This window comes from Pseudomonas sp. AC070 (assembly GCF_979258635.1).
Map to the genome: position 1 here is coordinate 4,543,075 of NZ_OZ409871.1, position 26,720 is coordinate 4,569,794.

Genomic DNA, 26,720 nt, shown 5'->3' on the forward strand with positions numbered 1-26,720 from the left:
TTATTCGGAGGGCAGGTATTCTACAACTTCCAGGTCAAAGCCCGATATCGCGTTGAACTTCACCGGTGAACTCAGCAAGCGCATTTTGCGCACGCCCAAGTCACGCAGAATCTGCGAGCCGGCGCCCACGGTGCTGTAGGTGGTGGCGCTGGCTTTTTGTTCGCCGCCCAACTGTTGCTCCAGGTGCGCGAGCAAGTCGGAACCGGTCAGTTGGTTGCCCAACAGCAGCACCACGCCGCTGCCGGCCTCGGCCACTTTGGTCATGGCGGCGCGCAGGCTCCAGCGGCCGGGTTGTTTCACCATCAGCAAGTCGCGCAGCGGTTCCATGCTGTGCACGCGCACCAGCGTGGGTTCTTCGGGGCAGATTTTGCCGAGGGTCAGCGCCATGTGAATGTCGCCTTCGACCGAGTCGCGGTAGGTCACCAGGTTGAAGTGGCCCAGCTCGCTGTCCAGCGATTGCTCGGAAATACGCTCCACGGTGTGTTCGTGAATCAGGCGGTAGTGGATCAAGTCGGCGATGGTGCCGATCTTGATGTCATGCAGCTCAGCAAACGCTTCCAGCTCGGCGCGGCGCGACATGGTGCCGTCGTCGTTCATGATTTCGCAGATCACCCCGCTCGGCTCGAAACCGCCCAGGCGGGCCAGGTCGCAGGCCGCTTCGGTGTGGCCAGCGCGGGCCAGCACGCCGCCCGGTTGGGCCATCAGCGGAAAAATGTGGCCGGGGCTGACGATGTCGTCCGCCTTGGCGTCTTTCGCGGCAGCGGCTTGCACGGTGCGGGCGCGGTCGGCAGCGGATATGCCGGTGGTCACGCCGGTGGCCGCCTCAATGGAGACGGTGAACTTGGTGCCAAAGCCCGAACCATTGCGCGGCGCCATCAACGGCAGCTTGAGGGTTTCGCAGCGCTCACGGCTCATGGGCATGCAGATCAGCCCGCGGGCGTGCTTGGCCATGAAGTTGATGTGTTCAGCGGTGACGCATTCGGAGGCGATGATGAGGTCGCCTTCGTTCTCGCGGTCTTCGTCATCCATGAGGATGACCATTTTGCCGGCGCGAATATCGGCAACCAATTCTTCGATGCTGTTAAGAGCCATGGGGCGTGCCTTACGTCGTAATTAGCGGTAGCCGTGTTCGGCCAGGAAAGTTTCGGTCAGGCCGGACGAACCGTGCGCTGCCGCAGTGGCCTCGGCGGCTTTGTCACCGAGCAGCAAACGCTCCAGGTAACGCGCCAGCAGGTCGACCTCAAGGTTCACGCGGCGACCCGGCCGGTAGTCGGCCATGATGGTTTCGCCCAGGGTGTGCGGCACGATGGTCAGCTCGAACTCGGCGCCATTGACGCCGTTTACCGTCAGGCTGGTGCCGTCGACGGTGATCGAGCCTTTCAGGGCGATGTACTTGGCCAACTCACGCGGGGCGCGGATGCGAAATTGCACAGCGCGGGCGTTGTCTTCGCGGGCGATCACCTCGCCGACGCCATCCACATGGCCACTGACCAAGTGGCCACCGAGGCGGCTGCTGGGTGTCAGGGCTTTTTCCAGGTTGACCTTGCTGCCCGCTTTCAAGTCGTTGAAGGCGCTGCAGGCCAGGGTTTCGCGGCTGACGTCAGCCCAGAAACCATCACCCGGCAACTGCACGGCAGTCAGGCATACGCCGTTTACCGCAATGCTGTCGCCGAGCTTGACGTCGGCCAGGTCGAGCTTGCCGGTTTCCACGTACACGCGTACGTCGCCGCCTTTGGGGGTCAGGGCGCGAATGGTGCCGAGGGCTTCGATTATTCCGGTAAACATGCGGCCTCCTCAGTAAGAGGTGCCGACAAAACAGCACGATTAAGCATGGATCGAACTCCTGTTTAATAAAAAACAGGGCGTGTTGGATCGAAAGGGATGTCTCAAACGGGCGCACGCACGCGTGGGCCCTGGCAGGCAATCCCGTTCTCTCTTTATCCGGACTATGACCGTCGGCCTCGGAATCACACCGAGTCTGCTGACCTTGCCGCTGCCGTTGTCGGCTGCCGCAAGCGCTCGCGGGCTAAGCGCATTGCGCGCCATTACCGCCGGTGGGGAATCGCACCCCGCCCTGAGAACGTTCAGCCATCTGCATGGCTGGGCTGCGTTTTTACCACAACTCGCCGTTTGATTGCATCTATGTAGGGGTATTCAGAAGGTTGCGTGGTCGCTAGCTGGGCTTATCCGGCACGGCGATGATTCGCCAATCGTCGCCCACCGCGCGCATGTCGGTGATCTTCAGCGGCGCGGCCTCGGCCATGCGCGCCAGCGGCATGTCCAACAACGGGCGAGCGCTGGACCCGAGGAACTTGGCGGCCACGAACAACTGGTATTCATCCACCAAGCCCAAGCGCGCAAACGCCCCGGCCAGTCGCGGACCGGCTTCCACCAGCACTTCATTAACGCCGCGGCCAGCCAGCTCGGCGAGCAGCTTACGCAAGTCGACATGGCCGTTGCTGCCGGGAATGGCCAGCAGTGTGTGGCCGTCATCCAGGAAACGGTCGCGGGCAGACGCTGCCGCGCAGGTGGCGACCAACGCGGCGCCCGCCTGGTAGAACGGCGAGCTCAGCGGCACGCGCAAACGGCCGTCAACCAGCACACGCAGTGGCGGGCGGGTCATGGCCAGCGCGGTGAGTTCTGCGTTCAGGCCCAGTTCATCGGGGCGCACGGTCAGCCGCGCGCCGTCGGCCAACACCGTGTCGGCGCCGGTTAGCACCACGCTGGCCTGGGCGCGCAAGCGCTGCACGGCGGCACGCGCTGCCGGGCCGGTAATCCATTGGCTTTCGCCGCTGGCCATGGCGGTGCGACCGTCCAGGCTCATGGCCAACTTCACCCGCACAAACGGCAGGCCTTTTTCCATGCGTTTGATAAAGCCGGCGTTCAAGGCGCGGGCTTCGGCTTCCATCACGCCGCTGTGCACGGTGATGCCGGCTTGCATCAACCGCAGCAAACCGCGCCCGGACACCTCGGGATTGGGGTCTTGCATGGCCGCCACCACGCGGCCCACGCCGGCATTGACCAACGCATCGGCACACGGCGGCGTGCGCCCATGGTGGCTGCACGGTTCAAGGGTGACGTAGGCCGTGGCGCCCTGGGCTTTGGCGCCGGCTTGGCGCAGGGCGTGCACTTCGGCGTGGGGCTCACCGGCGCGGGCATGCCAGCCTTCGCCGACAATTTTGCCGTTGGCGACGATGACGCAGCCGACACGCGGATTGGGATGGGTGGAGTAGATGCCTTTGCGCGCCAGTTCCAGCGCGCGGGCCATGAATTGCGGGTCGGCCACGGCCTGTTCGGGAATCGGCATTCAGTCTTGCGCCGGTTCGCGAGAGAGGCGGTCGATTTCCTCGCGGAATTCGTTGAGATCCTGGAAGCGGCGGTACACAGAAGCGAAGCGGATATAAGCGACTTCGTCGAGCTTTTGCAGCTCGGTCATCACCAACTCCCCCAGCACCCGCGACTTGATTTCGCGCTCACCCGTGGCGCGCATCTTGTGCTTGATGTGGGCGATGGCGGCTTCGAGTCGTTCGATGCTGACGGGGCGTTTTTCCAACGCGCGTTGCATGCCGGCGCGCAGCTTTTCTTCATCGAACGGTTGGCGGCTGCCGTCTTGCTTGATCAGGCGCGGCATCACCAGTTCGGCGGTTTCAAAAGTGGTGAAACGCTCTTCGCAGGCCAGGCATTCCCGGCGGCGGCGAACCTGCTCGCCCTCGGCGACCAATCGCGAATCGATAACCTTGGTGTCGTTGGCGCCGCAGAAGGGACAGTGCATAAAATAAATGGCAACAAAATGAAGGAGGGGCCATGGTAGCGCATCCCACTGGCAAGACAACCCAGCTACTTTGCGGTATACAAGCGCCCGCCTCACACTCGCGCCACGGCTGATGGAATTCTCTATGTTTCGCCCATTCGTTCTGCTTTGTGCCTTCTCGCTGCTCGCCGCCTGCGCCAGCGAAACCCCGACGCCCGTCGTTGCGCCCGTCGCTAGCAAACCCGCCGCCGCGCCGGCGCCGGAGCCTGCGCCGCTGCCCGCTAACCTGCGCGAGCTGACCGGCAATCTGGTGGACGTTCCCGCCGGCGCCAACGTTGAACTGGCCTTGCTGGTAATCGACGAACGCGACCGCCCGCAGCAACTGCTGGGCAACATCAGCGTTCAGGGTACCGGGCGTTTGTTGCCGTTTCACCTGCCCTTCAACCCCGACTCTTTCCCCGCCGATGCCCGCGTTGAACTGCATGGCCGCGTGACCCAGTCGGCGCAGTTGATCCTGCGTCTGAACCCGCTGCGCATCACTTCGCCCAGCACACAACAGGTCGGCAATCTGCGCTTCGAAACCGCGCCATGACGCCACCGCTTGACCTGCAAGCAACGCTGAACGAACTGCTTGGCGATGCGCAGTTGGTGGCCGAAACCTTGCCCGGCACGGACCTGCGTTTATGGCTGATCGACGCCAACAACATGGACCGCGCCTTCAGCCCCGAAGAAACCCGGCGCATTCTCGAAGACCCACCCTATTGGTGTTTTTGCTGGGCCAGCGGCTTGGTGCTGGCGCGCTATTTCGCCGAGCACCCCGAGTGGGTGGCCGGTAAACGTGTGTTGGATTTCGGTGCCGGGTCTGGCGTTGCCGCCATCGCGGCAGCCAAGGCCGGCGCGATGGAAGTGGTGGCGTGCGATCTTGATCCTCTGGCCCTGGCCGCGTGCCGCGCCAACGCCGAACTCAATGGCGTATCGCTCAGCTATTCGACTGATTTCTTCGCCGAAGCGGACCGCTTCGATTTGATCATCGTCGCCGACGTGCTGTACGACCGCGCCAACCTGCCCTTGCTTGATCACTTTCTCAGTCGCGGCCGCCAGGCGTTGGTCGCCGACTCACGCGTGCGCGACTTCAATCACCCGTTGTACCAGCGCCTGGATATGCTCGAAGCCTGCACCTGGCCTGACCTGGCCGAGCCCGAAGAGTTTCGCTACGTAAGCCTTTACCACGCGGCCCGTTAGCGGGCGTGGCTGGCAAACTGCGGCGCCAGGCTGTCGGCCCCGTGCGCCGGCAGCCACAACCAACCGCTCACACCCAGCACCAGCAGCACCAACAGCGCCGCGAGAAACGGTGTGCTGTTGAGCGCGGCGCGGTAACGGGTTGGCACCACGGTGGACATGTGCCGTTGTCGCAGCGTGAGCCAAATAGCCGGAGCGATACACAAGGTAGAAACCGTGGCGGTGAGCAAGCCCGCAACCAAGGCGCCGGCTTCGGCAGGACTCAGCGACCCCGCCCCCAAAGTGCCGGCGACCAACAACGCCGCTAGCGCGCCGTAGCGCCCGCGCTGCAGCAGTTCGACAGCGCTGCAATTAGCCAAGCGTGACAACGACAGCGGGCTGTCGGCCTGGCGGCGGTTGACCGCCGCTACGACCAGCGTGAACAGGCGCTGCTTGGCGAACCAGGAACTGCCCATGACAGCGAGCGCCACGGCAAACGCCGGCGCGCCCGCATTCACTTCAAACAGTGCGAAGAAACTCAGCAGCGCCAGTGCATCCAGCGCCAACGAAAAGCCCACCGCCATGGCCTGCGCCGCCGACGCTCGCCGCGCCAGCAGGACGGCGACGCCCAGCAACCCAGCCAGTAAACAGGCCAGCCAGCCATCAGCGATGGCGTAGTTGCGCCAGAAGAGCCCGGCGGCATAGGCGTAGAGCGCGCCCGCGACGACCACACCGGTCGCCAGCAGCACCGCTGCCTTTCCCAGCCCAACAAAATTGAAAACGCGTGGTGTAGTGGCAAGCATGCCCGGAAGTCCAAAACAAGGCGCCTGGATGCCGGAAAAACCGAGCGTCTGCGCAGATGACGCGCAGTCTAAGAAGCGGAATGTGAAGAACGTGTTAAGGCGTCATCAAGGCGTGCGGCGTATCGACGTCACGCAGGATGCCGGCATCCTCCACGGCAACCCGACGCAGCGCTTGCACATTGGCCTGCACCACGACTTTCGCACCGTTGTCGCCCGTTAGCTGCAAGAGCTGTGGCCAGAAGTTGCGACCGAAAATAACCGGGTGGCCGGGCTCCCCGTTAAACGTCGGCACGATGATCCGTTGCGGATCGGCCTGCGCCAGCAGGTGACGGAACGTGCCGGGCTGAATCCATGGCATGTCGCCCAGCAGAATGGCGACAGCATCGGCATCGCTCGTTTGCATCAAGGCCGCAATGCCATCGGCCAAGCTGTGGCCCATGCCGTTGGCCGCCGACGCGCTGAATACGGTCTTGATAGCCGGCGGCAGTTGAAGCCGCGACACGTCGTCATCGCCGCGCAGCACCAGCCACAGCTCGCTTAGGTGCTTAGCGGCGGCATTGATGCTGGCGGTTAATAGCGGCTGCCCCGAGGGCAACACGGCCTGGCGCTTGTCGGCACCGAAGCGTTTCGACTGGCCGGCAGCGAGCATCAGCCCGACAACGTTCGACGGTTTCATGCGAGTGACACCACGATTGCGATGGCGCCGAGCATATAGCAGCTCGCGGCGATTGGCCGCTGGCGGCGAGCGTTTAGATCGAACGGATCCGGCCCACACCGCTCATAACTTCGAGAGCACTTTCAAGGGCGCGAGCATGCAATCGCTGGACATTCAGGTATGCCGCCAGGCGCGCGAGTGGTTGGCCCAAGGGCGCGGTGTGTGGCTATGCACGGTGTTAAATACCTTCGGCTCGGCGCCACGTGGGCCCGGCGCGATGTTGGTCGCGCTGAGTTCCGGCGAGCTGAAAGGCTCGCTCTCCGGCGGCTGTGTAGAGGAAGACTTTCTCGCCCGATTGTGCGCGGGCGGCTTCGATGCCCTGAACCAAGTGGTGCGCTATGGCGACGGCGGCCTGGCGCCGACACGCGCCCTGCCCTGCGGCGGCGTGCTGGATATTCTGCTCGAACACCTGCCCGCCGATGCCCAGTCCGATGAGCACCTGGCGGCGCTGGAAGGCGCGTTGGAGGGCGGCGAACTGCTCACCCGAGTGGTCACGCTGGGCGGCCAGCAGCGCTATTTGGCCTCGGGCAACATGGGCCAGCCACGGGTGCAACAACTCGGGGTTCAGGTGCATATCCGAGTGGGTGCGGTGCAGCGTTTGCTGCTTGCGGGTTGGTCGCCGGTGGCGGAGTACTGCGCCAGTTTTGCCCTGGCCTTGGGCTTTGAAGTAGTGCTGTGCGAGCCGCGCGCCGAGGTGTTGGAAGGTGTGTCGCTGCCGGGCGTTGAGGTGGTAGAGATGCTGCCCGCGCTGTATATCGCCAACGGCGGCTGCCACCGCGCGACGGCGGTGGTGGCCCTTACGCACGACCCGCGCCTGGACGACCTCAGCCTAATGGAAGCGGTGCGCACCGAGGCGTTTTATATTGGCGCCATGGGCTCACAGCGCACCAGCGGCAAGCGTCGCGAGCGGCTGGCGCGCGTCGGCGGATTGACCGACCCGGCGCTGGAGCGGGTGCATGCGCCTATTGGCCTGCATCTGGGCAGCAAGACGCCTGCGGAAATCGCCCTCGCCGTCATGGCCGACATTCTGCGCGTAGCCAACGGCGTGACGGCCGCTCAACTGGCGGCCAGCCTGACGCCGCGCGGGATTGGGTGTGAGGCGGTGAACGCCTGACGCGCTGACTGCCACGAATCGACCTGACTGCCCCTGGTTTTCAGCGAGGGGCGTCCCCACCTATAGTTGACGCCCAGTGCTGAAAGCGATTCCAGCACTCCCCACTTTCGCGTTTCGAGACTAAGCATGAGCCAGGACACGCCCTATATTTTCGACGTCAGCACGGCCAACTTCGACCAGCTGGTGATCCAGAATTCGTTCCACAAGCCAGTGTTGGTGGACTTCTGGGCCGAGTGGTGCGCGCCGTGCAAAGCCTTGATGCCAATGCTGGCGCAGATTGCCGAAGGCTATCGCGGCGAGCTGCTGCTGGCCAAGGTGAACTGCGACCTGGAGCCCGACGTGGTCGCCCGCTTCGGCATCCGCAGCCTGCCGACCGTGGTGCTGTTCAAGAATGGTCAGCCGGTCGATGGCTTTCAGGGTGCACAGCCGGAATCGGCGATTCGCGCCATTCTCCAGCCCCACGTGGCGGAGCCGGCGCCATTGGCGGCTGACCCGTTTGAAAGCGCACAGGCGCTGTTCGCCGAAGGGCGCATTGGCGATGCGGAAAATCTGCTGCGCGAAATTCTTGCCGCTGACAGCGAAAAGCCAGCCGCGCTGATTCTGTATGCCCGCTGCCTGGCGGAGCGCGGTGAATTGGACGAAGCGCAAACCGTGCTGGATGCGGTCAAGGGCGACAGCCACAAGCAAGACCTGGCCAGCGCCCGTGCGCAGCTGACTTTCTTGCGACAGGCTGCCGACCTGCCCGACGCCGCCGCGCTGAAAGCACGGTTGGCGCAGAACGCCGAAGACGATGAAGCGATTTATCAGCTGGCGATTCAGCAACTGGCGCGCCAGCAATACGAGCCGGCACTCGAGGCGCTGATGAAGCTGTTCGTGCGTAATCGCAACTATGGCGATGGCGTGCCGCACAAGACGTTGTTGCAAGTGTTCGACTTGCTCGGCAACGACAACGCGTTGGTTACGCTGTTTCGCCGCAAGCTGTATCAGGCGCTGTATTAACCGTCGCGCCTTATTAGCCCACCCAGCGATACACCGGCGCGTCTGCGCCGGCTTCCACCGCTACCAGCGCCGAATGCCGCAAGCGCACCAGCAAACGCTTGGCGGCGCTGGCATTGCCGGTTAACGCCTGCAGCTCGCCCAGCAATGTGGGGCCATCGATGCTGCCGGCGCTGCGCACCAACTCCTGCACCACAATCCATTGTTTGTCGTCTGGCGAGTGGCCCGCTGCCGTGGCGGCTGGCTTCACTTGCTCGGCCGCCGGCTGAACGGGCAAATGGGCGGCCAGTTGCGCCCAGTCCTGCGGATCCAACTCCAGGGTCAGATCGACCGGCCACGCGCCGATGGTTCCTTTGATACGCACCATTGCGCGCCCTCCGATAAAAGTACGGCCATGCTCCCACGGCTGAGATTGTTCTCCAAGCAGGCTAGGCAACGCCGAATTTGAGTTATAACATAACATCTCAAATCAGCCGTTTTGCCGGAGTTTCCCTTCATGCGCCGTTTGCTGCTCGCTCTGCCGTTTGCCCTGTTGCCGCTGGCCATCGCTCAGGCCGCTGACAGTCATGATGACCATGTTGAAGAGCACGCCAGCCTCGGCACCCACGAACACGGCGTGGGTCGTTTGAACGCGGCATTGGATGGCAACACGCTGGAGCTGGAGCTGGAAAATCCGTCGATGAATCTCGTGGGGTTTGAGCACGTCGCCAAAGTGGCGGTGGACCAAGCCACCGTCGCTGGCGCCCGGGCGGATCTGGAAAAACCGCTAAGCCTGTTCACGCTGCCGGCTGCGGCGAAGTGCAGCGTCAGCAAAGTGACCCTGCACAGCCCGCTATTCGGCGACAAGCCAGACGCCGATGACGACCATGACGAAGACCACGACCACGACGAACATGCCACCGGTGATGGCCATGAACATGAGCACGAACACCACCACAGCGAGATCCACGCCAGCTACCAACTGAACTGCGCCGCCCCTGAGGCCCTGACCAGCCTCGACCTCGCGCCGCTGTTCAAACGCTTCCCCTCGCTGCATCAGGTTCAAGCACAATTGATCGGCCCGAACGGCCAGCAAGGCGCGGAGCTCAACGAAAAGAGCCCACGCCTGAACTTCTGATTCGGCCGCGCTCTAACAGCCAGCGGTAGCCGCCCGCCCCTTGCAAATGGGGACTGGCGGCTTCGATTTCGCCCCATCTCCCTTGAAAGATGCCCGCCCATGACAGCGCCTCTTCTGCTCCTTCGTGACCTCGGTTTCGCCTGGCCTGGCCAAGCAGAATTACTGGATATTCCGGCCTTTCACCTCGCCCCCGGTGAAACCTTGTTTCTCAAAGGCCCGAGCGGCAGCGGCAAAACCACGCTGCTGGGTTTGCTGGGCGGTGTGCAGAAACCCAGTCGCGGCAGCATCACGTTATTGGGGCAAGAACTGACCGAACTCTCGGCCGGCGCCCGCGATCATTTCCGCGTCGACCACACCGGCTACATCTTTCAGCAATTCAACCTGCTGCCGTTTCTCTCGGTGCGTGAAAACGTTGAATTGCCGTGCCACTTTTCCAAGCTGCGCACTCAGCGTGCCAAGCAGCGCCACGGCAGCGTGCACCAGGCCGCCGGCGCGCTGTTGGCACATTTGGGGTTGAAGGATGACTTGCTTGAACGCCGCGCCGATTCGCTGTCCATCGGGCAGCAGCAACGAGTGGCGGCAGCACGTGCCTTGATCGGCCAACCGGAACTGGTAATTGCCGACGAACCGACTTCGGCACTGGACGCCGACGCCCGCGAGGCGTTCTTGCAATTGCTGTTCGCCGAATGCCGCGCAGCCGGCTCCAGCCTGCTTTTTGTTAGCCACGACCAAAGCCTGGCGCCGTTGTTTGACCGCCACTTGTCCCTGGCTGAACTCAATCGCGCGGCCTCGCCCGCTGCGGAGGTTTGAGATGTATTTGTTCCGCCTCGCCATGGCCAGCCTGGCCAACCGCCGCTTTACCGCCCTGCTCACCGTATTCGCCATCGCCCTGTCGGTGTGCTTGCTGCTAGCCGTTGAGCGCGTGCGCACCGAAGCGCGCGCCAGTTTCGCCAGCACCATCAGCGGCACCGATCTGGTCGTGGGCGCCCGCTCCGGCTCAATCAACTTGCTGCTGTATTCGGTGTTTCGCATCGGCAACGCCACCAACAACATTCGCTGGGACAGCTTCGAACACTTCGCCAACAGCAAACAGGTGAAGTGGGCCATTCCCATGTCGCTCGGCGACTCGCACCGCGGCTACCGCGTGATGGGGACCACCGGCGCGTACTTTGAGCATTACCACTATGGCCGCGGCCAGGCGCTGCAGCTGGCCAGCGGCCGCGCGTTCGACACCGACCCGTTCGAGGTGGTGCTCGGCGCCGAAGTGGCAGATGCGCTGAAGTACAAACTCGGTGAAAAAATCGTGCTGGCCCATGGCGTGGCCAGCATCAGCCTGGTCAAACACGACGACAAACCCTTCACTGTGGTCGGCATTTTGCAGCGCACCGGCACGCCCGTAGACCGCACCCTGCACATCAGCCTCGGCGGCATGGAAGCGCTGCACATCGATTGGAAAAATGGCGTGCCGGCGCGCGGTGCCGGGCGCATCAGCGCCGACCAGGCGCGCAACATGGACCTCACGCCGCAAGCGATTACGGCGTTTATGCTCGGTCTGAACAACAAAATCGCCACGTTCAGCGTGCAGCGTGAAATCAATGAATTTCGCGGCGAACCGCTGCTGGCGATACTGCCGGGCGTGGCGCTGCAAGAGTTGTGGAGCTTGATGGGCACGGCCGAAAAAGCGTTATTTGTGGTGTCGCTGTTCGTGGTGATTACCGGCCTGATCGGCATGCTCACAGCCATTCTTACCAGCCTGAACGAGCGCCGTCGGGAGATGGCGATTCTCCGTTCAGTCGGCGCACGGCCTTGGCATATCGCCAGTTTGCTGGTGCTCGAAGCGTTCGCTCTGGCATGCTCCGGCGTCCTGCTCGGCACGCTGTTGCTGTACGTTGGCATCGGCGCCGCGCAAGGCTACGTGCAGGCCAACTACGGCATCTTTCTGCCGCTGGCGCTGCCAAGTGCTTATGAATGGACGCTGCTGGGTGGCATCCTGGGCGCCGCGCTGCTGATGGGCGCGATTCCCGCCTGGCGCGCCTACCGACAATCGCTGGCAGACGGCTTGTCTATCCGCGTGTAGCTCAACCCTTGTAACCGTTTAAGGATTCCGACCATGTTGCGCCCGTTCTTCACCGCCCTGCTGTTGGCGCCGCTGCTGACGCTCAGCGCCTGGGCCGCCGATGTGCGCGAACTCACCTGGTCGGAAATGGTGCCGCCCGACGCCCCGGTTGCCACCCAGCCGGCCGCGCCCATGCATGATTTGTCTCAGCTCGCCGATGCGCTGGCCGCCGAGCAAGCACCAGCGGCCAAGCAGCAATCGCCCGCCGCCCCGGTGGTGCAAGCGCTGGATGGTCAACAGGTGAAATTGCCGGGCTATATCGTGCCGCTGGAAGTGAGTGAAGAAGGCCGCGTGACCGAGTTTTTGCTGGTGCCGTATTTCGGCGCCTGCATTCACGTGCCGCCACCGCCTTCGAACCAGATCGTGCACGTGACCAGCGAGCTCGGTGTGCTGATGGACGCGCTCTACCAGCCGTTTTGGGTCGAGGGCCCCTTGCAAGTCAAAAGCAGCACCAGCGAGCTGGCCGACGCGGGGTATCAGATGGACGCGAGTAAAATCTATCCGTATGAAACACCCGATAGCTGAGTAGGCCTCGTCTCTAAATGCACCCGACAAGGCGTGCATCAATTCATTGTCCCAAATCAAGATAGCCAGCTACGCATCCTTCGATACTGACGCCATTCAAACGTTAGTCACGAAGGAGTACTCCCCATGTCCAAGGCCCTGTTCGCCGCTTCTCTACTGGCGGTCGCGCTGGTCTCCCCGGTAGCTCATGCCTACGAGGCCGGCGACATCATTCTGCGCGCTGGCGCCATTACCGTTGACCCGCACGAAAACAGCGGCCGCATTGATCACTCGGTGCTCGGCAAGGTCGACGGCAGCAAGGCCACCCTCGATAGCAACACGCAGCTGGGCCTGAACTTCGCGTACATGGTTACCCCTCAGCTCGGCATCGAATTGCTCGCCGCTACCCCGTTCAGCCACGACGTCGGCGTGAAAGGCATGCCAGGCGCCTACTCCGGCCTGAACGGCAAGCTCGGCAGCCTGAAACATCTGCCGCCCACCTTGAGCCTTGTGTACTACCCGATGGACAGCAGATCAGCATTCCAACCCTACGTTGGCGCTGGCATCAACTACACCTGGTTCTTCGACGACAAACTCAGCAGCGAAGCCGAAAGCAAAGGTTTCAGTGGCCTGGACATGAAAGATTCGTGGGGCCTGGCAGGCCAAGTCGGTATGGACTACATGCTCACCGACAAAATCATGCTCAACGCCCAAGTACGCTACATCGACATCGACACCACCGGCACTACTCACCTGGCCGGCGACAAAGTGAAAGTCGATGTAAACGTCGACCCATGGGTTTACATGGTTGGTCTTGGCTACAAGTTCTGATCACCGCAATACGAAAAAAGGCGCCTCAAGAGGCGCCTTTTTCTTTGGGCAAATCCGCCGCGACTATTCCCGGTTAAGGCTGGCGTGGGTTCAGATATGACTTACCAACACGCCACCCGCGTCTGGGATGCGTTGGCTGATACCCCAGAAGAAGCCGAGAACCTGAGGCTTCGCTCCCAACTGATGAGAGCCATCTCTAGCGTTGTGAAAGGATGGCAGGTGTCTCAAACGGAAGCGGCTGCTCGGCTGAACGTAACGCAGCCAAGACTGAAAGATCTGCTGAAAGGAAAAATCGATAAATATTCGTTGGATGCCTTAGTGAACATGTTGGCAGGCGCCGACTTGGAACTTGAGGTCAGCATCAGCAACAAGGCCGCTTAGTAGACCGAACGCCAGCCATTTTTAGCGGGCTGCCCTGTCGATGGGCCGCCCCTTTTTCCTTCGCCGGAACAGGCAAAAAAAAAGCGGCACCGCCAAGGCGATGCCGCTGCTCTTACGGGGAAGAGAATCACGGAGTTGCTACATCCTGCCCGCGCGCTGAATTGCGCGAGCAGGGGTTAGATCACTTCTCGATGATTGCAGTCACACCCTGCCCGCCCGCCGCACAAATCGAAATCAAACCGCGCCCGCTTTCAGCCACCGAAAGCAGCTTCGCCAGGTTCGCGACAATACGCCCGCCCGTGGCCGCGAACGGATGCCCGGCCGCCAACGAGCTGCCCTTCACATTCATTTTGCTGCGATCAATCGAGCCCAACGGCGCGTCCAGGCCGAGGCGGGTTTTGCAGTATTCGGCGTCTTCCCAGGCTTTGAGCGTGCACAGCACCTGCGCGGCAAAGGCTTCGTGAATTTCGTAGTAATCGAAGTCCTGCAAGGTCAGGCCGTTGCGTTTGAGCAGGCGTGGCACGGCGTACACCGGCGCCATCAGCAGCCCTTCTTTGCCGTCGACGAAATCCACCGCAGCCGCTTCGCCGTCACGGAAATAGGCAAGAATCGGCAACCCTCGCGCCTTGGCCCACTCCTCGCTGGCCAGCAGCACCACCGAGGCGCCATCGGTGAGTGGCGTGGAGTTAGCAGCGGTCAGGGTGCCGCGCGGGCCTTTCTCGAATACCGGTTTCAGAGTCGAGAGTTTTTCCAGACTGATGTCGGCGCGCAGATTCTGATCGCGGGTCAGGCCCAGGTACGGCGTAAGCAAATCGTCTTGCCAGCCTTCGGCGTAAGCGGCGGCCAATTTTTGGTGACTGGCGACGGCGAGTTGGTCTTGCTCGTCGCGTGGAATCGACCAGGTTTGCGCCATCAGTTCGCAATGCTCGCCCATCGACAACCCCGTGCGCGGCTCACCATTGCGTGGAATATGCGGCGCCAGGTGATGCGGGCGAATCTGCAGCAGCGCTTTGACTTTATCGCCCGTGCTCTTGGCGCGGTTGGCTTGCAACAGAATTTTGCGCAGGCCTTCGTTGACGCCGATCGGCGCATCGGAGGTGGTGTCCACGCCGCCGGCAATCGCGCTATCGATCTGCCCCAAGGCAATTTTGTTGGCCACCAGAATCGCCGCTTCCAGTCCGGTGCCGCAGGCTTGCTGAATGTCGTAGGCCGGGGTTTCAGGCGCCAGGCGCGAGCCCAGCACGCATTCGCGGGTCAGGTTGAAGTCGCGCGAATGCTTGAGCACCGCGCCGGCCACCACCTCACCGATAATTTCGCCGTGCAGTTTGTAACGCTCGATCAAACCTTCCAGGGCAGCGGTGAGCATTTCCTGGTTGCTGGTGGTGGCGTACACGGTATTGGAACGGGCGAAGGGAATACGGTTGCCGCCGACAATGGCGACCCGGCGCAGCTGGGTCATGTGAGACTCCTCGGGAGATACGTGGTCACAGACTAGCTTGCCATGGCCCGCTCGCATTGGCCGCCTTGCCAGTGCCGCAAGCGGCGCGGTCAATTGCGCGCGCTGTCGGTCTGCGTAGAGTGAGCCTACATTTGATTCTCCTGCTGGAGCCTTCTGCCATGTCTGATCGTTACCTGAACTTCGCCAATTCCCCCACCGGTCGCCGCCTGGTCGGTGCCCTCGGGCTGCCCTCGCCGGTGCGGCTGGAGCGCTGGACGGCCGGGCGCATGCGGCCGGTCGACGGGGCGCTGCTGATCAGTGGCGGCGTGTTGGCCGAAGCCACCAGCACCTTTCTCAACCGCCTCACCGATCAGGCTTTTGCCAGCGAAGACGGCCTGTTCGGCCTGAGCCGCTGGACCGCCGAACACGGCCCCAAGCTCAAGGCCCTGGTGTTCGACGCCAGCGCCATTACCTCGGCCGATGAACTGAAACAGCTGCGTGCGTTTTTCCAGCCGGCGCTCAAAGGGCTTGATATGTGCCCGCGCGTGGTCGTGCTGGGGCGTGCGCCGGAGTCGCTGAAAGATCCGTTCGCCGCCAGCGCCCAGCGTTCACTCGAAGGTTTCACCCGCTCGCTCGGCAAGGAAATCCGCCGGGGCGGCAGCGTGCAATTGCTCTATGTGAGCAAGGGCGCCGAAGACCAACTAGAAGGCGCGCTGCGTTTTTTCCTGTCGCCAAAAATCGCGTACGTCTCCGGGCAAGTGGTGCGCCTGAACGCCAACGGCGCTCAGGTGAACGACTGGAGCCGCCCGCTCGGCGGCAAAACGGCTTTGGTGACCGGCGCCAGCCGTGGCATTGGCGCCTCCATCGCAGAAACCTTGGCCCGCGACGGCGCCAGCGTGGTGCTGCTGGATGTGCCGGCCATGAAAGACGCCCTGGACGCCCTCGCGGCCCGCCTCGGTGGGCGCAGCGTGGCGCTGGATATCTGCGCGCCGGACGCCCCCGAACACTTGCTCGCGGCCTTGCCCGATGGTGTCGATATCGTGGTGCACAACGCCGGCATTACCCGCGATAAAACCCTGGCAAAAATGAGCGACGCGTTCTGGGATTCGGTCATCGACGTCAACTTGCGCGCCCCGGAAATTCTCACCAAAGCGCTGCTCGATGGCGGCAAGCTCAACGAAAACGGCCGCGTCGTGCTGCTCGCCTCCATCAGCGGCATCGCCGGCAATATGGGCCAAAGCAACTATGCGGTGAGCAAGGCTGGGCTAATCGGTTTGGCGGCGGCCTGGGCGCCGGCCCTGGCCAAGCGCGGCATCAGCATCAACGCCGTGGCGCCGGGCTTTATCGAAACGCAGATGACGGCGGCCATTCCGCTGACCATCCGCGAAGCCGGGCGCCGCATGAACTCAATGGGGCAAGGCGGCCTGCCGCAGGATGTCGCCGAGGCCGTGGCTTGGTTTGCCCAGCCCACCAGCGGCGGCGTAAGTGGGCAGGTGCTGCGCGTGTGCGGACAGAGTTTGCTCGGCGCCTAACCCGCTGAGTCAGGGCTTGCCGCGCTTTCTGAACTCGACCGGCGTTTCGCCGACCCAGCGTTTGAAGGCGCGGTAGAACGTGCTGGGTTCGGAGAAACCGGTGCGCTCGACGATCACTTCAATGCGCTCGTCAGTCTTGAGCAGCAGCTCTTTTGCCAGCCGGCAGCGGTAGTCGGTCACCAAGTCGTTAAAGCGCACGCCGGCCATGGCCAGGCGTTCGCGCAGGCGGCGCGGCGGCATATTCAGGCGGCCGGCCACTTGCTCAAGCGTGGCGCCGCTCTCGACCAGCAATTCGCCGATCAGCTCGCGCACCTGGCGAACCAGGTCCAGCCGTTCCACTTCAGCCAGCTGCCGTCGCGCCAGGGATTCATGCATGCGCAGCAGCTCAGGCGCAGCGTGGCGGGAAGCGTGATTAAGTACATCGGCGTCGAATTGCAGCGCGTAGCGGTCGGCGCCCAATTGCGCCGGGCAACCGTACACCTCGAGGTAACGGCTGGGCGCGGCGCCTTCGCTGTGAATAAGTTGCACCAGGCGCGGCTTGAACTGGCCTTCGGTGAGCGCGGCAAACAAGCGGATCACCGCGCCGGCGAGCATTTCGGGAAAGTGCCGGGGCACGCCGGCCGGCATCCCCAGCTCCAGCGTCGCGAGGTCACCTTCCACATCAAGGCGGGCATTCAGGGTGTCGGAGAGTAAGCGCACGTAGCGCAAGGCGTGGCGCAGGCCGTCGCCGAAGGTTTCGCTGGAGAGAAACAGGTACTCCAGCAGCAAACCATGGAAGGCCGGCAGGTGCTGAGCCAGATACAGGCCGACATCGTCTTCGCCACATTCTTCGCTGGCGGCCTTCCAGAACAACGCCTGCGCCGAATGGGGAAAGCGCCCGGCAGGCAAACCACCAGGCGGCAACCCAACCCGCGCCAGCACCCGATCAGGATCGGTTCCGCTGGCCCGCAGGGCGTCGATCACCGGGCGCATCAGCGCCACATCGTCGGTCAGATCACGCGTCATTTTAGGATTCTTATAGGTTCGTGAGGCGCGGCCATCTTAGGCAGTTTTGCCCCGCAGGCTCAAGGCCGCACATGTGCCCATTGGCTGGCCTGCCGGCTGCCTGGGCCGGGCGGCCAATGTGGCACGGCGCTGGCAGTCTAAGCTGCTGGCATTCGCGGTTTTAATAAAATCAGGAGGATGCTTATGACCACCACGTGGCTCGACCTGCCCGCCATCCCTGCCCTGCCGGGCTTGTTCGCGCGTGCCGCCGTGCGCCGGGGCGTGCGTGGGCAGACCCTGCCAGACCTGGGGTTGCGCTGCGCCGTAACGGTGGACGCAAAGAAGCTTGAGCGTTATCGCCAGCTTTGCGGCTTCAGCGACGACGGCCATTTGCCGCCGACCTACCCGCACATTCTCGCGTTCCCCTTGCAGATGCAGTTGCTCACCGACGCCACCTTTCCGTTCCCCTTGCTCGGCCTGGTGCATCTGGAAAATCGCATTCGCGGCGTGCGTCCGCTGGGCGGCATGGGGCCGTTTATTGCCAGCGTGCATGTGGAAAATCTTCAGCCGCACGAAAAAGGCGCCGTATTCAGCCTGATCACACGCCTGGAAGACCAGCTCGGTCTGCTGTGGGAAGGCGACAGCCGCATCCTCTGCCGCGCGGTAAAACTGTCGGGGCAACCGGCTGAACGCAGCGAAGAAATTACCTTGCCGCTGGAAGACATTGCCCACTGGCAAGCGCCCGCCGACATCGGCCGCCGCTACGCCGCCGTGGCGGGCGATTACAACCCGATTCACCTGTCAGCCCTGAGCGCCAAGCTGTTCGGTTTCCCGCGCGCCATCGCACATGGTTTATGGAACAAGGGGCGGGCCCTGGCCGCGCTCGGCGAGCGTTTGCCGGCCTCCGGCTATGTGGTGGATGTGCGTTTTCAAAAACCAGTGCTGTTGCCCAGCGCCGTCACCCTGCAAGCAAGCAACCCGGCCAGCAGCGGCCAGTTCAAGCTGGTCGGCAACCACGACGTGCCGCACATGAGCGGTAGCTGGCGAGTGATCTAGCCCCATGAAACAATGCGGCCCTTCTGCCCGGAGCGCCGCATGAACCTCACCGAACTCACCACCCGCCTGCACGCCATTCGTGACGCCAACGATTGGCGCGGTTTCCACAGCCCAAAAAATCTGGCCATGGCCGCCAGCGTGGAAATGGCCGAACTGGTGGAGATTTTTCAGTGGTTGAGCGAAGACCAATCGCGCCAGCTTCCTCCTGAAACCCTCGCCCACGCGGGTCAGGAAATCGGCGACGTCGTGCTGTATCTGTTGCTGATGTGCAGCGAACTGGGCCTCGACATGGATGAGGTGGTGCGCGCCAAGCTTGCCGACAACGAACGGCGGTTCGCCAAATGAGTGATCGCCACTTCGACGAACTGGCCACCCGCTTCGCCGAGAAAATTTATGGCGGCGCCAAAGGCGCCATTCGCCTGGCCGTGCTCCAGGCTGACCTCGCCGAAGCGCTGCCCGACCGCCCGTTGCGTGTTCTGGATATCGGCGCCGGGCTTGGCCATATGTCGTTGTGGCTGGCTGAACGGGGCCACCACGTCACCGTGACCGAACCGGCAGAACCGATGCTGCAAGGTGCCCGCGAACGCTTTGCCGCTGCGGGCCAGAGCGCCGAGTTCATCCAGGCGCCGTGGCAAGATTTGCTCGGCCAACTCACCGACCGCTATGACCTGGTGGTGTGCCACGCCGTGCTGGAGTGGCTCGCCGAGCCCCATGCCATTCTGCCGGTGCTGCACCAGCTCACCGCGCCGGGCGGCTGGCTGTCGCTGGCGTTCTACAACAAAGACGCGCTGATCTACCGCAACCTGCTCAAAGGCCATTTCCGCAAATTGCGCAAAGAAGAATTCGCCGGCGAGAAGCAAAGCCTCACCCCGCAAATGCCGCTGGACCCGCGCGAACTGGCGACGCAACTCGCCACGGCTTGGCGAGTCGAAAGCCAGAGCGGCGTGCGGGTTTTTCACGACTACATGCCCAGCGACTTTCAGCACAAAGCGCAGCTGCTCGATTTGCTGGAAATGGAACTGGCGCACCGTCGCCACCCGAGCTTTATGGGCCTGGGCCGCTACCTGCATTGGATTTGCCGCCCGCTGTAACGAGGCGGCGCTGCCGTAAAAATGAGGAGCGCATGATGAACTGCCGTTTGCTTCTACTGACCTGCTACCTGGGCCTGGCCGCCTGCCAGAGCCAGAACCCTTACACCGCCAGTTCGAATCCACTGCCGCCAGCGCCAGCCGCCGCGGCGCAGACCCTCGACCTCAGTGCTTATCCGGCAGCGCCGCGCGACTACGGCCGCTATCAAACCTGGGCCTGGGAAAACGGGCACCTGCCCGGCGGCACCGCCGGCGCCACGCCGGAGCAAATGGCCGATATTCTCAGCAATAGTCTCGACCAACGCGGCCTGCGTCCGGCTCGCCAAGGCGCCGTGGCCGATGTGCAAGTGCGCGCCGATGTGCGTGTCGAGCGTCGTCTGCGCCAGGAGCGCGACGACTACGGCTCGTATTACGGGCGCGGGCCCTATGGCAACAATTACGGCGGTGTGTACGGCAGCGTCCCCGTCATGCGCACTTACGAGGAAGAGGTGCAAGTGGTGCGCATCGAGCTGATTGATGCGCGCAACCACCAAAGCATCTGGAATGGCAGTGCCGAAACCGCCCACCGTGGCAGCCAGAGCGAGCGCGTAGACGCGTTGCGCTCAGCCGTTAACAAAGCCCTCAGCGCTTATCCGCCGCGCTGAGCCACCACTACACTTCAGCGCACACCCCGCGCATGAAGGGAGATTTGCCATGAAACGACTGCTGGTCATTCCCCTGCTTCTGCTGTTGGCCGCTTGCCAGAACGCCCAGCTCAATCAGGATTTCGACAAGAACCGCGACTTCGCCGCGTACCGCACCTTCACTTGGAAAGAGCCGGCGTTGCAGTACAGCCCGGATGATCCGCGGATTAAAAGCGACCTGACTGAACAACGCATTCGTGCGGCAGTCAGCGAGCAACTCGATCAGCGCGGCGTGCGCCTGGCCCCGGCCGGAGGCAAGGGCGACGTGACCGTGCAAGCGTGGTTGATTGTCGAAAACCGTACCGACCAGGTGAGCACCAGCTATGGCGGCGCCTGGGGCGGTTATTGGAATGGCTACTGGGGCGGCCCGGGCTACACCGAAACCCGCAACGTCGACTACAAAGTCGGTACCGTGCAGGTCGACTTATTCGACGCCAAAGATAGCAAGTTGGTCTGGCGCGGCAGCGCCGAGCAGATCGTGCGCAACAACCAAACCACACCGGTTGAGCGCGAGGCGGCGATTCGGGACACCGTGGCGAAAATTCTTAGCCAGTATCCGCCGCACTGATTTCGACTACCGAGAACGGGCGTTCTTGAGCTAAAGGCATCGCGGCTGAAGCCGCTCCTACAGGAATTTGCGCTGCGATGTTCGAGCTACTGCAAAACCACTGTGGGAGCGGCTTCAGCCGCGATGCTCTTGATCTAAAAGCATCGCGGCTGATCGGAAAGCCGCCTAGCCGCTCCTACAGGACCGAGTCGCAATCGAAACAAAACTGCGCTAGCCGTTACTGCTCGCCAGTACGCTCACGCTCCATCGCTTCACCACTGGCCCGACGCTGATCTTCCAGCGTGCCGCCCGTGTTGGTTCCGCTGCCCGTGCCGGTGCCAATGCTGCCCGAGCCTTTGTTATTCATCTGGCCGCCATTCATGTTGCCGCCGTTGTTATTGGTGCCATTGGTATTGGTGTCGGCGCCATTGTTGATGGTGCCGCTGCTGTTGGTGTTGTTGTTGTAGCCGTTGCTGTTGAAGCCATTGGTGTTCGAGCCGTTAGTGGTGGCGCCGCCGCTGTTCACGCCGTTGCCTGTGGTACCGGCGCCGGCTCCTCCCTGACTCGACGAGCCGCCTGGGCTCGCCCCTTGAACGGCGCGGCCCGGAGCACCAGCGTCGACGGCGAAGCTAGAAGCGCTGGCACCCAGGGCCAGCACGAACGCCGCGCCCAACAGGGCCGGCTTGCGATTGAATCGGTTCATCTGTCACTCCCTGAGCCTCAGGCTCATTGCTTGATGTACCCACGTTGGGCCGCTGCGCTACGTAAGAGTGCAAGGAGTTTGACGAATGGTCTGGCGACCACCGGTAGCAGTGATAGCGTTTTGATATTTTTTTCTCAATCAAAGCACTATGCTCCGGGAATGCAGACTCCTGTGATCACAAAAAATGACCGACGCCGAATTACCGCGTTCACCGCAAACCTTTGCCCTCTGGCGTGAAGTTCAAGACACCCGCGTCCGCACGCGCCTTGGCGGCATCTATTACTTGCTGGCCTGGCTCCTGACGTGGCTGTTCAGCGCCGCGCCAGGTTCTCTGCTGATCACCGGCATCGCTGGCAGCCTGCTGTTCGCCGGGCTGATGACCGCACGCTTACTGCATACGCCGCCGCACGCTCAGAGTCAGGAACAGCTGCAACGCTGGCTCGACCGCCACTGGGGTTTGGTGCTGTTGACCGCGTTGTGCTGGGGCCAAGCCCATGCCTGGGCGCTGTACAGCGATGCGTTTGCCGAGTCCGCGATGATCGCCACCCTCAGCACCGTGGCCTTCAGCACGGCGATGACCTTCAATTTCGCCATGCGCAAGAAGCGCGCGTTCATCGCCATTCTGCTGCTGTATGTGCCCGGCCTCGCCGTGATGGCCCTGGACTGGCGCGACGGCCACACCCAGCTTGTTACCCTCGTGTTCTACCTCAGCTACTTGCTGCTGGCCCTGAACCGCAGCCATCGCGAATACCTCGGCACGCTGAGTTTGGAGCTGCGCCTGCTGCAGCAACAGGCCACGCTCGACCAACTGAGCCGCACCGATACGCTGACGCAGCTGGGCAACCGCTACCAATTCAACAGCCTGTTCCAGAACATGGTCGCCACCGCCAAGCGCACCGGTGAGCCTCTGGCGCTGGTGCTGCTGGATATCGACTTCTTCAAGAAAGTGAACGACCAGCGCGGCCATTCCGGCGGCGATGCCTGCCTCAGTGAATTCGCCCAGCGCATGCGCCAGGTGTTTCGCCGTGACAGCGACGCGCTGTTGCGTTTGGGCGGTGAAGAGTTCGGCGTGCTGATGCCCAACACCTCGCTGGAACAGGCGCAAGCATTGGCCGAGCAGTTCCGCCAAGACCTGGCCAGCAACGGCATAGACCTACAGGGTGAGCACCTGCCGCTGACCACCAGCGTTGGCGTCGGCCGCTTCGATGCGAAGCGCGACCACGACGCCGAGCATTTCTTCCAGCGCGTCGACCGCGCGCTCTACCAAGCCAAAGCCAATGGCCGCGACCGCCTGGAAGTGGCGGCTACGGCTTAAGGCCGCTCAATCCCATGCTTGTGCAACTTGCGGTACAGCGTGTTGCGGCTGATGCCCAGTTGCTCCGCCGTGCGGCTCATGTGCCAGTGCTGCTGATTGAGCGTCGCCAGCAAGGTGCTGCGCTCGGCCGCGTTTAGCGGCGCCTCGCTCTGTGCGGCAGCCGGCCGCTGGCGCTGGCGCAGCTCAGCCGGTAATTCGCCGAGGCTGATGCGCTCGCCCTCACACAAGGCCACCAAGGTGCGCAGCACATTGCGCAGCTGCCGCACATTGCCGGGCCAGGCGTAATCGAGCAGCGCCTGGCGCGCCTCGGCGTCCAAGCGCAGCGCTTGGCCCTGGCTTTCCTCAGCGAGCAAATGCGCCAGCAACTGCTCGCGGTCGCTGCGTTCGCGTAATGGCGGCAGGGTCAGCACCAGGCCGTTGAGGCGGTAAAACAAGTCTTCGCGAAAACTGCCAGCGGCCACGTGTTCGCCCAGCTCGCGGTGGGTGGCGCTGATAACGCGCACATTCACCGCCTGCGCCGTGCCGCCGATGGGCACCACTTCGCGCTCTTCCAACACCCGCAACAAGCGGGTTTGCATGGCCAATGGCATGTCGCCAATTTCATCGAGAAACAGCGTGCCGCCGTCGGCCTGTTGCAGCTTGCCGCTCATGCCTTCCTTACGGGCGCCGGTAAAACTGCCGCCGCGATAACCGAACAGCTCGCTTTCAATCAGGCTTTCGGGAATGGCCGCGCAATTGAGCGCGACAAAGGCCTTGCCGGCGCGTGAACTGGCCTGGTGAATGGCCTTGGCGAACGCCTCTTTGCCGGTGCCGGTTTCGCCATTGATAAGCAGCGGCACGTCGCGTTCGTACACGCGCAAGGCGCGACGAAACTCGCGCTGCAACGCCACATCGGCCACGCACAAGCTGGCAGGAATGTCGGCCGGCACTTGTTTGCTGGCCAAGCGGCCAATCGACGGGCTCAGGGCGCTCGGCTGGCTGCGCGCCACACCACGCAATTGGGCGAACAAGGCGCGGCCGCTGTGGGTGCGCAGCGGCCAACTACTGGCAAGGTTGGAGCGGCCCAAGAGCTCGTCCAGCCGGCAATCGAAAAAGCTTTCCAGCGGTTTGCCTATCAGGTTGCCGCGCGTGTCGCCGAGCAGGTTCATGGCGCTCTGGTTAACCGCGCTGATGCGCCCATCCCCCTCGAACGCCAGCAGCCCTTCGCTGAACAAGCCGACGTACTCGGCCTGCACATGAAAGCGCAGCAAATACTGGCCCTCGAAACGCCGCAGGAAGTAGCAGCTTTCGATCATTTTTGCCGACAGGTTAACCAGCGCCATGGTGTGAAACTGGCTCTGGCGCGAAACGTCTGCGCGCGCCGACGACACGTCGAGCACGGCGAGCAGATCGCCCTGGCAGTCGAACACCGGACTGGCCGAGCAGGTGAGCCCGGTGTGTTGCCCGCGAAAGTGTTCGTCCTGGTGAATGGTCAGTGCCTGGCGTTCGATCAGGCAGGTGCCGATGCCGTTGGTGCCCTCGCAGGCTTCGCTCCAATCCGCGCCCAGCCACAGGCCGGCGCGCTCGAAACTTTTGCGCTCGGAATTGCCGGTCACGCTGTTGAGGATCACGCCGCGCGCATCGGTGAGCAGCACCGCATGGCCGGCACCGGCCAGTTGCTGATACAGGCTGGTCATCTCGCCGCTGGCAATCTCCAGCACCTGCTGCAAACGCTCGCGACGCTCCAACACGCGCGCATGTTCAAGCACGGTGGGCGCCATGGTTTGGCTGGGGTCCAGGTGATAGTCCTGCAAGCAGCGCAGCCACGAGCGGGCGATGGACGGGTCGGCGGCAGGCCCGTCGAATTGGGCTTTGCCTTGGGCGAGCGTCATCACCTGTTGGGTGTGACGGTTGAATTGACTCTGCATTGTTATTGTTCTCCGCAGTGTGCGCTTGGCTTGCTATCGAGGGGGTTGCCGTATCGAGCGCCAAGGCCGCGCTGAGCATAGCTTGCCCGCCGCGCGGCGGCTGTACCAAGAATGGGACAAACTGTCACCGCTGCTGTTGCATATCCGCCCGCTCATTAACCAATCGCGCCAAAGCCCCGGCGCAGAGCGGCCGCCAATTCGCTGTCAGCGGCCATTCGGGCGTATTCAATGAGGCCTGGCTCAGGGCTTGCTCTACGCTTAACCCAGCGCAATCGAACGCGCTCCCTAAAAGCATAAAAAGCCAGGAGAACTTCACCATGCAATACGCACATCCGGGCACCAGCGGCGCCATCGTTTCCTTCAAAAGCCGCTACGGCAACTACATCAACGGTGAGTTCGTGGCCCCGGTAAAAGGCCAGTACTTCACCAACACCTCGCCGGTTAACGGCAAGCCTATCGCCGAATTCCCCCGTTCCACTGCCGAAGACATCGACAAGGCCCTCGACGCCGCCCACGCCGCCGCAGACGCCTGGGGCAAAACCTCGGCGCAAGACCGCGCGCTGGTGCTGCTGAAAATCGCCGACCGCATCGAAGCCAACCTCGAAGTGCTGGCTGTCACCGAAACCTGGGACAACGGCAAAGCCGTACGCGAAACCCTGAACGCCGACATTCCCCTGGCAGCCGACCACTTCCGCTACTTCGCCGGCTGCCTGCGGGCGCAGGAAGGTTCGGCGGCAGAAATCACCGAACACACCGTGGCGTACCACATTCACGAACCGCTGGGCGTGGTCGGGCAGATCATTCCGTGGAACTTCCCACTGCTGATGGCCGCCTGGAAACTCGCCCCGGCACTGGCCGCCGGCAATTGCGTGGTACTCAAGCCTGCCGAGCAAACTCCGCTGGGCATTTGCGTGCTGCTGGAACTGGTTGGCGACTTGCTGCCACCGGGCGTACTCAACGTGGTGCAAGGCTTCGGTAAGGAAGCGGGCGAGGCGCTGGCCACCAGCAAACGCATCGCCAAAATCGCCTTTACCGGCTCGACGCCCGTGGGCTCGCACATCATGAAATGCGCGGCGGAAAACATTATTCCGAGCACCGTGGAGCTGGGCGGCAAGAGCCCGAATATCTTCTTCGAAGACATCATGCAGGCCGAGCAGAGCTTTATCGAAAAGGCCGCCGAAGGCTTGGTGCTGGCGTTCTTCAACCAGGGCGAAGTGTGCACCTGCCCGTCGCGCGCATTGGTGCAGGAGTCGATCTATCCGGCCTTCATGCAGGAAGTGATGAAGAAGATCAGCCAGATCAAACGTGGCGACCCGCTGGACACCGACACCATGGTCGGCGCCCAGGCCTCGGAGCAGCAATTCGACAAGATTCTTTCGTACCTGGAAATCGCCAAAACCGAAGGCGCCGAGCTGCTGACCGGCGGCAAGGTGGAGCAACTGTCGGGCGACCTGTCGTCGGGCTATTACATCCAGCCGACCCTGCTCAAGGGCAACAACAAAATGCGCGTATTCCAGGAAGAAATCTTTGGCCCGGTGGTGAGCGTTACCACCTTCAAAGATGAAGCCGAAGCGCTGGCGATTGCCAACGACACCGAGTTTGGCCTGGGTGCGGGTTTGTGGACGCGTGACATCAACCGCGCGTACCGCATGGGTCGGGCCATCAAGGCGGGGCGCGTGTGGACCAACTGCTACCACCTGTATCCGGCGCATGCGGCGTTTGGCGGCTACAAGAAATCCGGCGTTGGCCGCGAGACGCACAAGATGATGTTGGACCACTACCAGCAAACCAAGAATTTGCTGGTGAGCTACGACATTAATCCGTTGGGGTTTTTCTAAAGCGTAAAACCCTCTCCCCAGCCCTCTCCCGCAAGCGGGCAGAGGGGGCTTGATAGGCGCTCCAAGCGAGCTCGCGGTTTAAC

The 26,720-nt window shown here is 62.8% G+C and carries 29 protein-coding genes and 1 riboswitch; of the genes, 18 read left to right on the forward strand and 11 right to left on the reverse strand.

The window, feature by feature from the left end:
• The 4 genes from ribBA to nrdR all read right to left on the reverse strand — a co-directional run bounded on the left by ribBA (window position 1) and on the right by nrdR (window position 3,772).
• The gene (gene ribBA, locus ACZZ0Q_RS20340; protein WP_122453958.1) at window positions 1–1,092 is read right to left on the reverse strand and encodes a bifunctional 3,4-dihydroxy-2-butanone-4-phosphate synthase/GTP cyclohydrolase II; all 1,092 of its coding nucleotides are present in this window, start codon (window positions 1,090–1,092) and stop codon (window positions 1–3) included.
• A gap of 21 nt (window positions 1,093–1,113) precedes the next feature.
• Entirely contained in the window at window positions 1,114–1,785 is a 672-nt protein-coding gene (locus tag ACZZ0Q_RS20345) for a riboflavin synthase (protein WP_122493442.1), read from the reverse strand.
• Window positions 1,786–1,924: 139 nt separating this feature from the next.
• A riboswitch (FMN riboswitch) is annotated at window positions 1,925–2,086 on the reverse strand.
• 87 nt (window positions 2,087–2,173) lie between these two features.
• Window positions 2,174–3,307 carry a bifunctional diaminohydroxyphosphoribosylaminopyrimidine deaminase/5-amino-6-(5-phosphoribosylamino)uracil reductase RibD gene (ribD, locus tag ACZZ0Q_RS20350; protein ID WP_463541001.1) on the reverse strand — a complete coding sequence of 378 codons (1,134 nt, stop codon included), beginning with the start codon at window positions 3,305–3,307 and terminating at the stop codon, window positions 2,174–2,176.
• Window positions 3,308–3,772, reverse strand: a complete 465-nt coding sequence (nrdR, locus tag ACZZ0Q_RS20355) for a transcriptional regulator NrdR (protein WP_162998791.1) — start codon at window positions 3,770–3,772, stop codon at window positions 3,308–3,310.
• A gap of 124 nt (window positions 3,773–3,896) precedes the next feature.
• On the opposite strand from nrdR, the gene ACZZ0Q_RS20360 reads away from it, so the two are divergent.
• Window positions 3,897–4,343: a YbaY family lipoprotein gene (locus ACZZ0Q_RS20360; RefSeq protein ID WP_463381621.1), complete on the forward strand. Its 447-nt coding sequence runs from the start codon at window positions 3,897–3,899 to the stop codon at window positions 4,341–4,343.
• Window positions 4,340–4,993 carry a class I SAM-dependent methyltransferase gene (locus ACZZ0Q_RS20365; RefSeq protein ID WP_463541000.1) on the forward strand — a complete coding sequence of 218 codons (654 nt, stop codon included), beginning with the start codon at window positions 4,340–4,342 and terminating at the stop codon, window positions 4,991–4,993. Before ACZZ0Q_RS20360 ends, ACZZ0Q_RS20365 begins: the two co-directional genes overlap by 4 nt.
• On the opposite strand, the gene ACZZ0Q_RS20370 is transcribed toward ACZZ0Q_RS20365, so the two are convergent.
• Complete coding sequence (locus ACZZ0Q_RS20370; protein ID WP_463540999.1) at window positions 4,990–5,772, reverse strand: hypothetical protein; 783 nt, start codon at window positions 5,770–5,772, stop codon at window positions 4,990–4,992. The genes ACZZ0Q_RS20365 and ACZZ0Q_RS20370 overlap by 4 nt on opposite strands.
• 94 nt (window positions 5,773–5,866) lie before the next feature.
• Window positions 5,867–6,448 carry a nucleotidyltransferase family protein gene (locus ACZZ0Q_RS20375; protein ID WP_463540998.1) on the reverse strand — a complete coding sequence of 194 codons (582 nt, stop codon included), beginning with the start codon at window positions 6,446–6,448 and terminating at the stop codon, window positions 5,867–5,869.
• A 136-nt stretch (window positions 6,449–6,584) separates the two neighbouring features.
• Between ACZZ0Q_RS20375 and ACZZ0Q_RS20380 the strand changes: the two genes are divergently transcribed.
• Window positions 6,585–7,601 (forward strand): XdhC family protein, encoded by a 1,017-nt coding sequence (locus tag ACZZ0Q_RS20380; RefSeq protein ID WP_463540997.1) that lies wholly within the window; start codon window positions 6,585–6,587, stop codon window positions 7,599–7,601.
• 126 nt (window positions 7,602–7,727) lie between these two features.
• Window positions 7,728–8,600, forward strand: coding sequence for a thioredoxin (gene trxA / locus ACZZ0Q_RS20385; RefSeq protein ID WP_463540996.1), 873 nt, complete (start codon window positions 7,728–7,730; stop codon window positions 8,598–8,600).
• A gap of 13 nt (window positions 8,601–8,613) precedes the next feature.
• Here trxA and ACZZ0Q_RS20390 read toward each other — a convergent pair whose 3' ends face one another.
• Window positions 8,614–8,964 carry a hypothetical protein gene (locus tag ACZZ0Q_RS20390; RefSeq protein WP_463540995.1) on the reverse strand — a complete coding sequence of 117 codons (351 nt, stop codon included), beginning with the start codon at window positions 8,962–8,964 and terminating at the stop codon, window positions 8,614–8,616.
• Window positions 8,965–9,093: 129 nt separating this feature from the next.
• Between ACZZ0Q_RS20390 and ACZZ0Q_RS20395 the strand changes: the two genes are divergently transcribed.
• The 6 genes from ACZZ0Q_RS20395 (at window position 9,094) to ACZZ0Q_RS20420 (ending at window position 13,546) form a co-directional block, all read left to right on the forward strand.
• The gene (locus ACZZ0Q_RS20395) at window positions 9,094–9,714 is read left to right on the forward strand and encodes a DUF2796 domain-containing protein (RefSeq protein ID WP_463540994.1); all 621 of its coding nucleotides are present in this window, start codon (window positions 9,094–9,096) and stop codon (window positions 9,712–9,714) included.
• Between the two features lie 99 nt (window positions 9,715–9,813).
• Window positions 9,814–10,524 (forward strand): ABC transporter ATP-binding protein, encoded by a 711-nt coding sequence (locus ACZZ0Q_RS20400; RefSeq protein ID WP_463540993.1) that lies wholly within the window; start codon window positions 9,814–9,816, stop codon window positions 10,522–10,524.
• A 1-nt stretch (window position 10,525) separates the two neighbouring features.
• Window positions 10,526–11,791 (forward strand): ABC transporter permease, encoded by a 1,266-nt coding sequence (locus tag ACZZ0Q_RS20405; RefSeq protein WP_463540992.1) that lies wholly within the window; start codon window positions 10,526–10,528, stop codon window positions 11,789–11,791.
• Between the two features lie 33 nt (window positions 11,792–11,824).
• Window positions 11,825–12,355, forward strand: coding sequence for a DUF3299 domain-containing protein (locus ACZZ0Q_RS20410; protein WP_463540991.1), 531 nt, complete (start codon window positions 11,825–11,827; stop codon window positions 12,353–12,355).
• A gap of 126 nt (window positions 12,356–12,481) precedes the next feature.
• On the forward strand, window positions 12,482–13,165 hold the full coding sequence (locus tag ACZZ0Q_RS20415; protein WP_463540990.1) for an OmpW/AlkL family protein: 684 nt from the start codon (window positions 12,482–12,484) through the stop codon (window positions 13,163–13,165).
• A gap of 96 nt (window positions 13,166–13,261) precedes the next feature.
• Window positions 13,262–13,546 (forward strand): helix-turn-helix domain-containing protein, encoded by a 285-nt coding sequence (locus ACZZ0Q_RS20420; protein WP_463540989.1) that lies wholly within the window; start codon window positions 13,262–13,264, stop codon window positions 13,544–13,546.
• Window positions 13,547–13,727: 181 nt separating this feature from the next.
• On the opposite strand, the gene ACZZ0Q_RS20425 is transcribed toward ACZZ0Q_RS20420, so the two are convergent.
• Window positions 13,728–15,005: an acetyl-CoA C-acetyltransferase gene (locus ACZZ0Q_RS20425; protein ID WP_463540988.1), complete on the reverse strand. Its 1,278-nt coding sequence runs from the start codon at window positions 15,003–15,005 to the stop codon at window positions 13,728–13,730.
• A 158-nt stretch (window positions 15,006–15,163) separates the two neighbouring features.
• On the opposite strand from ACZZ0Q_RS20425, the gene ACZZ0Q_RS20430 reads away from it, so the two are divergent.
• On the forward strand, window positions 15,164–16,516 hold the full coding sequence (locus ACZZ0Q_RS20430) for a 3-oxoacyl-ACP reductase (RefSeq protein ID WP_463540987.1): 1,353 nt from the start codon (window positions 15,164–15,166) through the stop codon (window positions 16,514–16,516).
• Window positions 16,517–16,525: 9 nt separating this feature from the next.
• Here the strand turns inward: ACZZ0Q_RS20430 and ACZZ0Q_RS20435 are convergent, their stop codons facing one another.
• Window positions 16,526–17,521 carry an AraC family transcriptional regulator gene (locus ACZZ0Q_RS20435; RefSeq protein ID WP_463540986.1) on the reverse strand — a complete coding sequence of 332 codons (996 nt, stop codon included), beginning with the start codon at window positions 17,519–17,521 and terminating at the stop codon, window positions 16,526–16,528.
• A gap of 183 nt (window positions 17,522–17,704) precedes the next feature.
• On the opposite strand from ACZZ0Q_RS20435, the gene ACZZ0Q_RS20440 reads away from it, so the two are divergent.
• From ACZZ0Q_RS20440 to ACZZ0Q_RS20460, 5 genes are read left to right on the forward strand one after another with little or no spacing between them, the layout of a single operon-like run.
• On the forward strand, window positions 17,705–18,556 hold the full coding sequence (locus ACZZ0Q_RS20440; protein ID WP_463540985.1) for a MaoC family dehydratase: 852 nt from the start codon (window positions 17,705–17,707) through the stop codon (window positions 18,554–18,556).
• A gap of 39 nt (window positions 18,557–18,595) precedes the next feature.
• Window positions 18,596–18,901, forward strand: a complete 306-nt coding sequence (locus ACZZ0Q_RS20445) for a nucleotide pyrophosphohydrolase (protein WP_463540984.1) — start codon at window positions 18,596–18,598, stop codon at window positions 18,899–18,901.
• Window positions 18,898–19,647 (forward strand): methyltransferase domain-containing protein, encoded by a 750-nt coding sequence (locus ACZZ0Q_RS20450; RefSeq protein ID WP_463540983.1) that lies wholly within the window; start codon window positions 18,898–18,900, stop codon window positions 19,645–19,647. Before ACZZ0Q_RS20445 ends, ACZZ0Q_RS20450 begins: the two co-directional genes overlap by 4 nt.
• 35 nt (window positions 19,648–19,682) lie before the next feature.
• The gene (locus ACZZ0Q_RS20455; protein ID WP_463540982.1) at window positions 19,683–20,288 is read left to right on the forward strand and encodes a DUF4136 domain-containing protein; all 606 of its coding nucleotides are present in this window, start codon (window positions 19,683–19,685) and stop codon (window positions 20,286–20,288) included.
• A 49-nt stretch (window positions 20,289–20,337) separates the two neighbouring features.
• The gene (locus ACZZ0Q_RS20460; RefSeq protein ID WP_463540981.1) at window positions 20,338–20,895 is read left to right on the forward strand and encodes a DUF4136 domain-containing protein; all 558 of its coding nucleotides are present in this window, start codon (window positions 20,338–20,340) and stop codon (window positions 20,893–20,895) included.
• Window positions 20,896–21,112: 217 nt separating this feature from the next.
• On the opposite strand, the gene ACZZ0Q_RS20465 is transcribed toward ACZZ0Q_RS20460, so the two are convergent.
• Window positions 21,113–21,577 (reverse strand): hypothetical protein, encoded by a 465-nt coding sequence (locus ACZZ0Q_RS20465; protein WP_463540980.1) that lies wholly within the window; start codon window positions 21,575–21,577, stop codon window positions 21,113–21,115.
• Between the two features lie 184 nt (window positions 21,578–21,761).
• On the opposite strand from ACZZ0Q_RS20465, the gene ACZZ0Q_RS20470 reads away from it, so the two are divergent.
• Window positions 21,762–22,892, forward strand: coding sequence for a GGDEF domain-containing protein (locus ACZZ0Q_RS20470; protein WP_463540979.1), 1,131 nt, complete (start codon window positions 21,762–21,764; stop codon window positions 22,890–22,892).
• On the opposite strand, the gene ACZZ0Q_RS20475 is transcribed toward ACZZ0Q_RS20470, so the two are convergent.
• On the reverse strand, window positions 22,889–24,799 hold the full coding sequence (locus ACZZ0Q_RS20475; protein ID WP_463560884.1) for a sigma-54-dependent Fis family transcriptional regulator: 1,911 nt from the start codon (window positions 24,797–24,799) through the stop codon (window positions 22,889–22,891). The genes ACZZ0Q_RS20470 and ACZZ0Q_RS20475 overlap by 4 nt on opposite strands.
• A 317-nt stretch (window positions 24,800–25,116) precedes the next feature.
• Between ACZZ0Q_RS20475 and exaC the strand changes: the two genes are divergently transcribed.
• Window positions 25,117–26,637, forward strand: coding sequence for an acetaldehyde dehydrogenase ExaC (gene exaC, locus ACZZ0Q_RS20480; RefSeq protein WP_463540978.1), 1,521 nt, complete (start codon window positions 25,117–25,119; stop codon window positions 26,635–26,637).
• The last annotated feature ends 83 nt before the right edge of the window (window positions 26,638–26,720 follow it).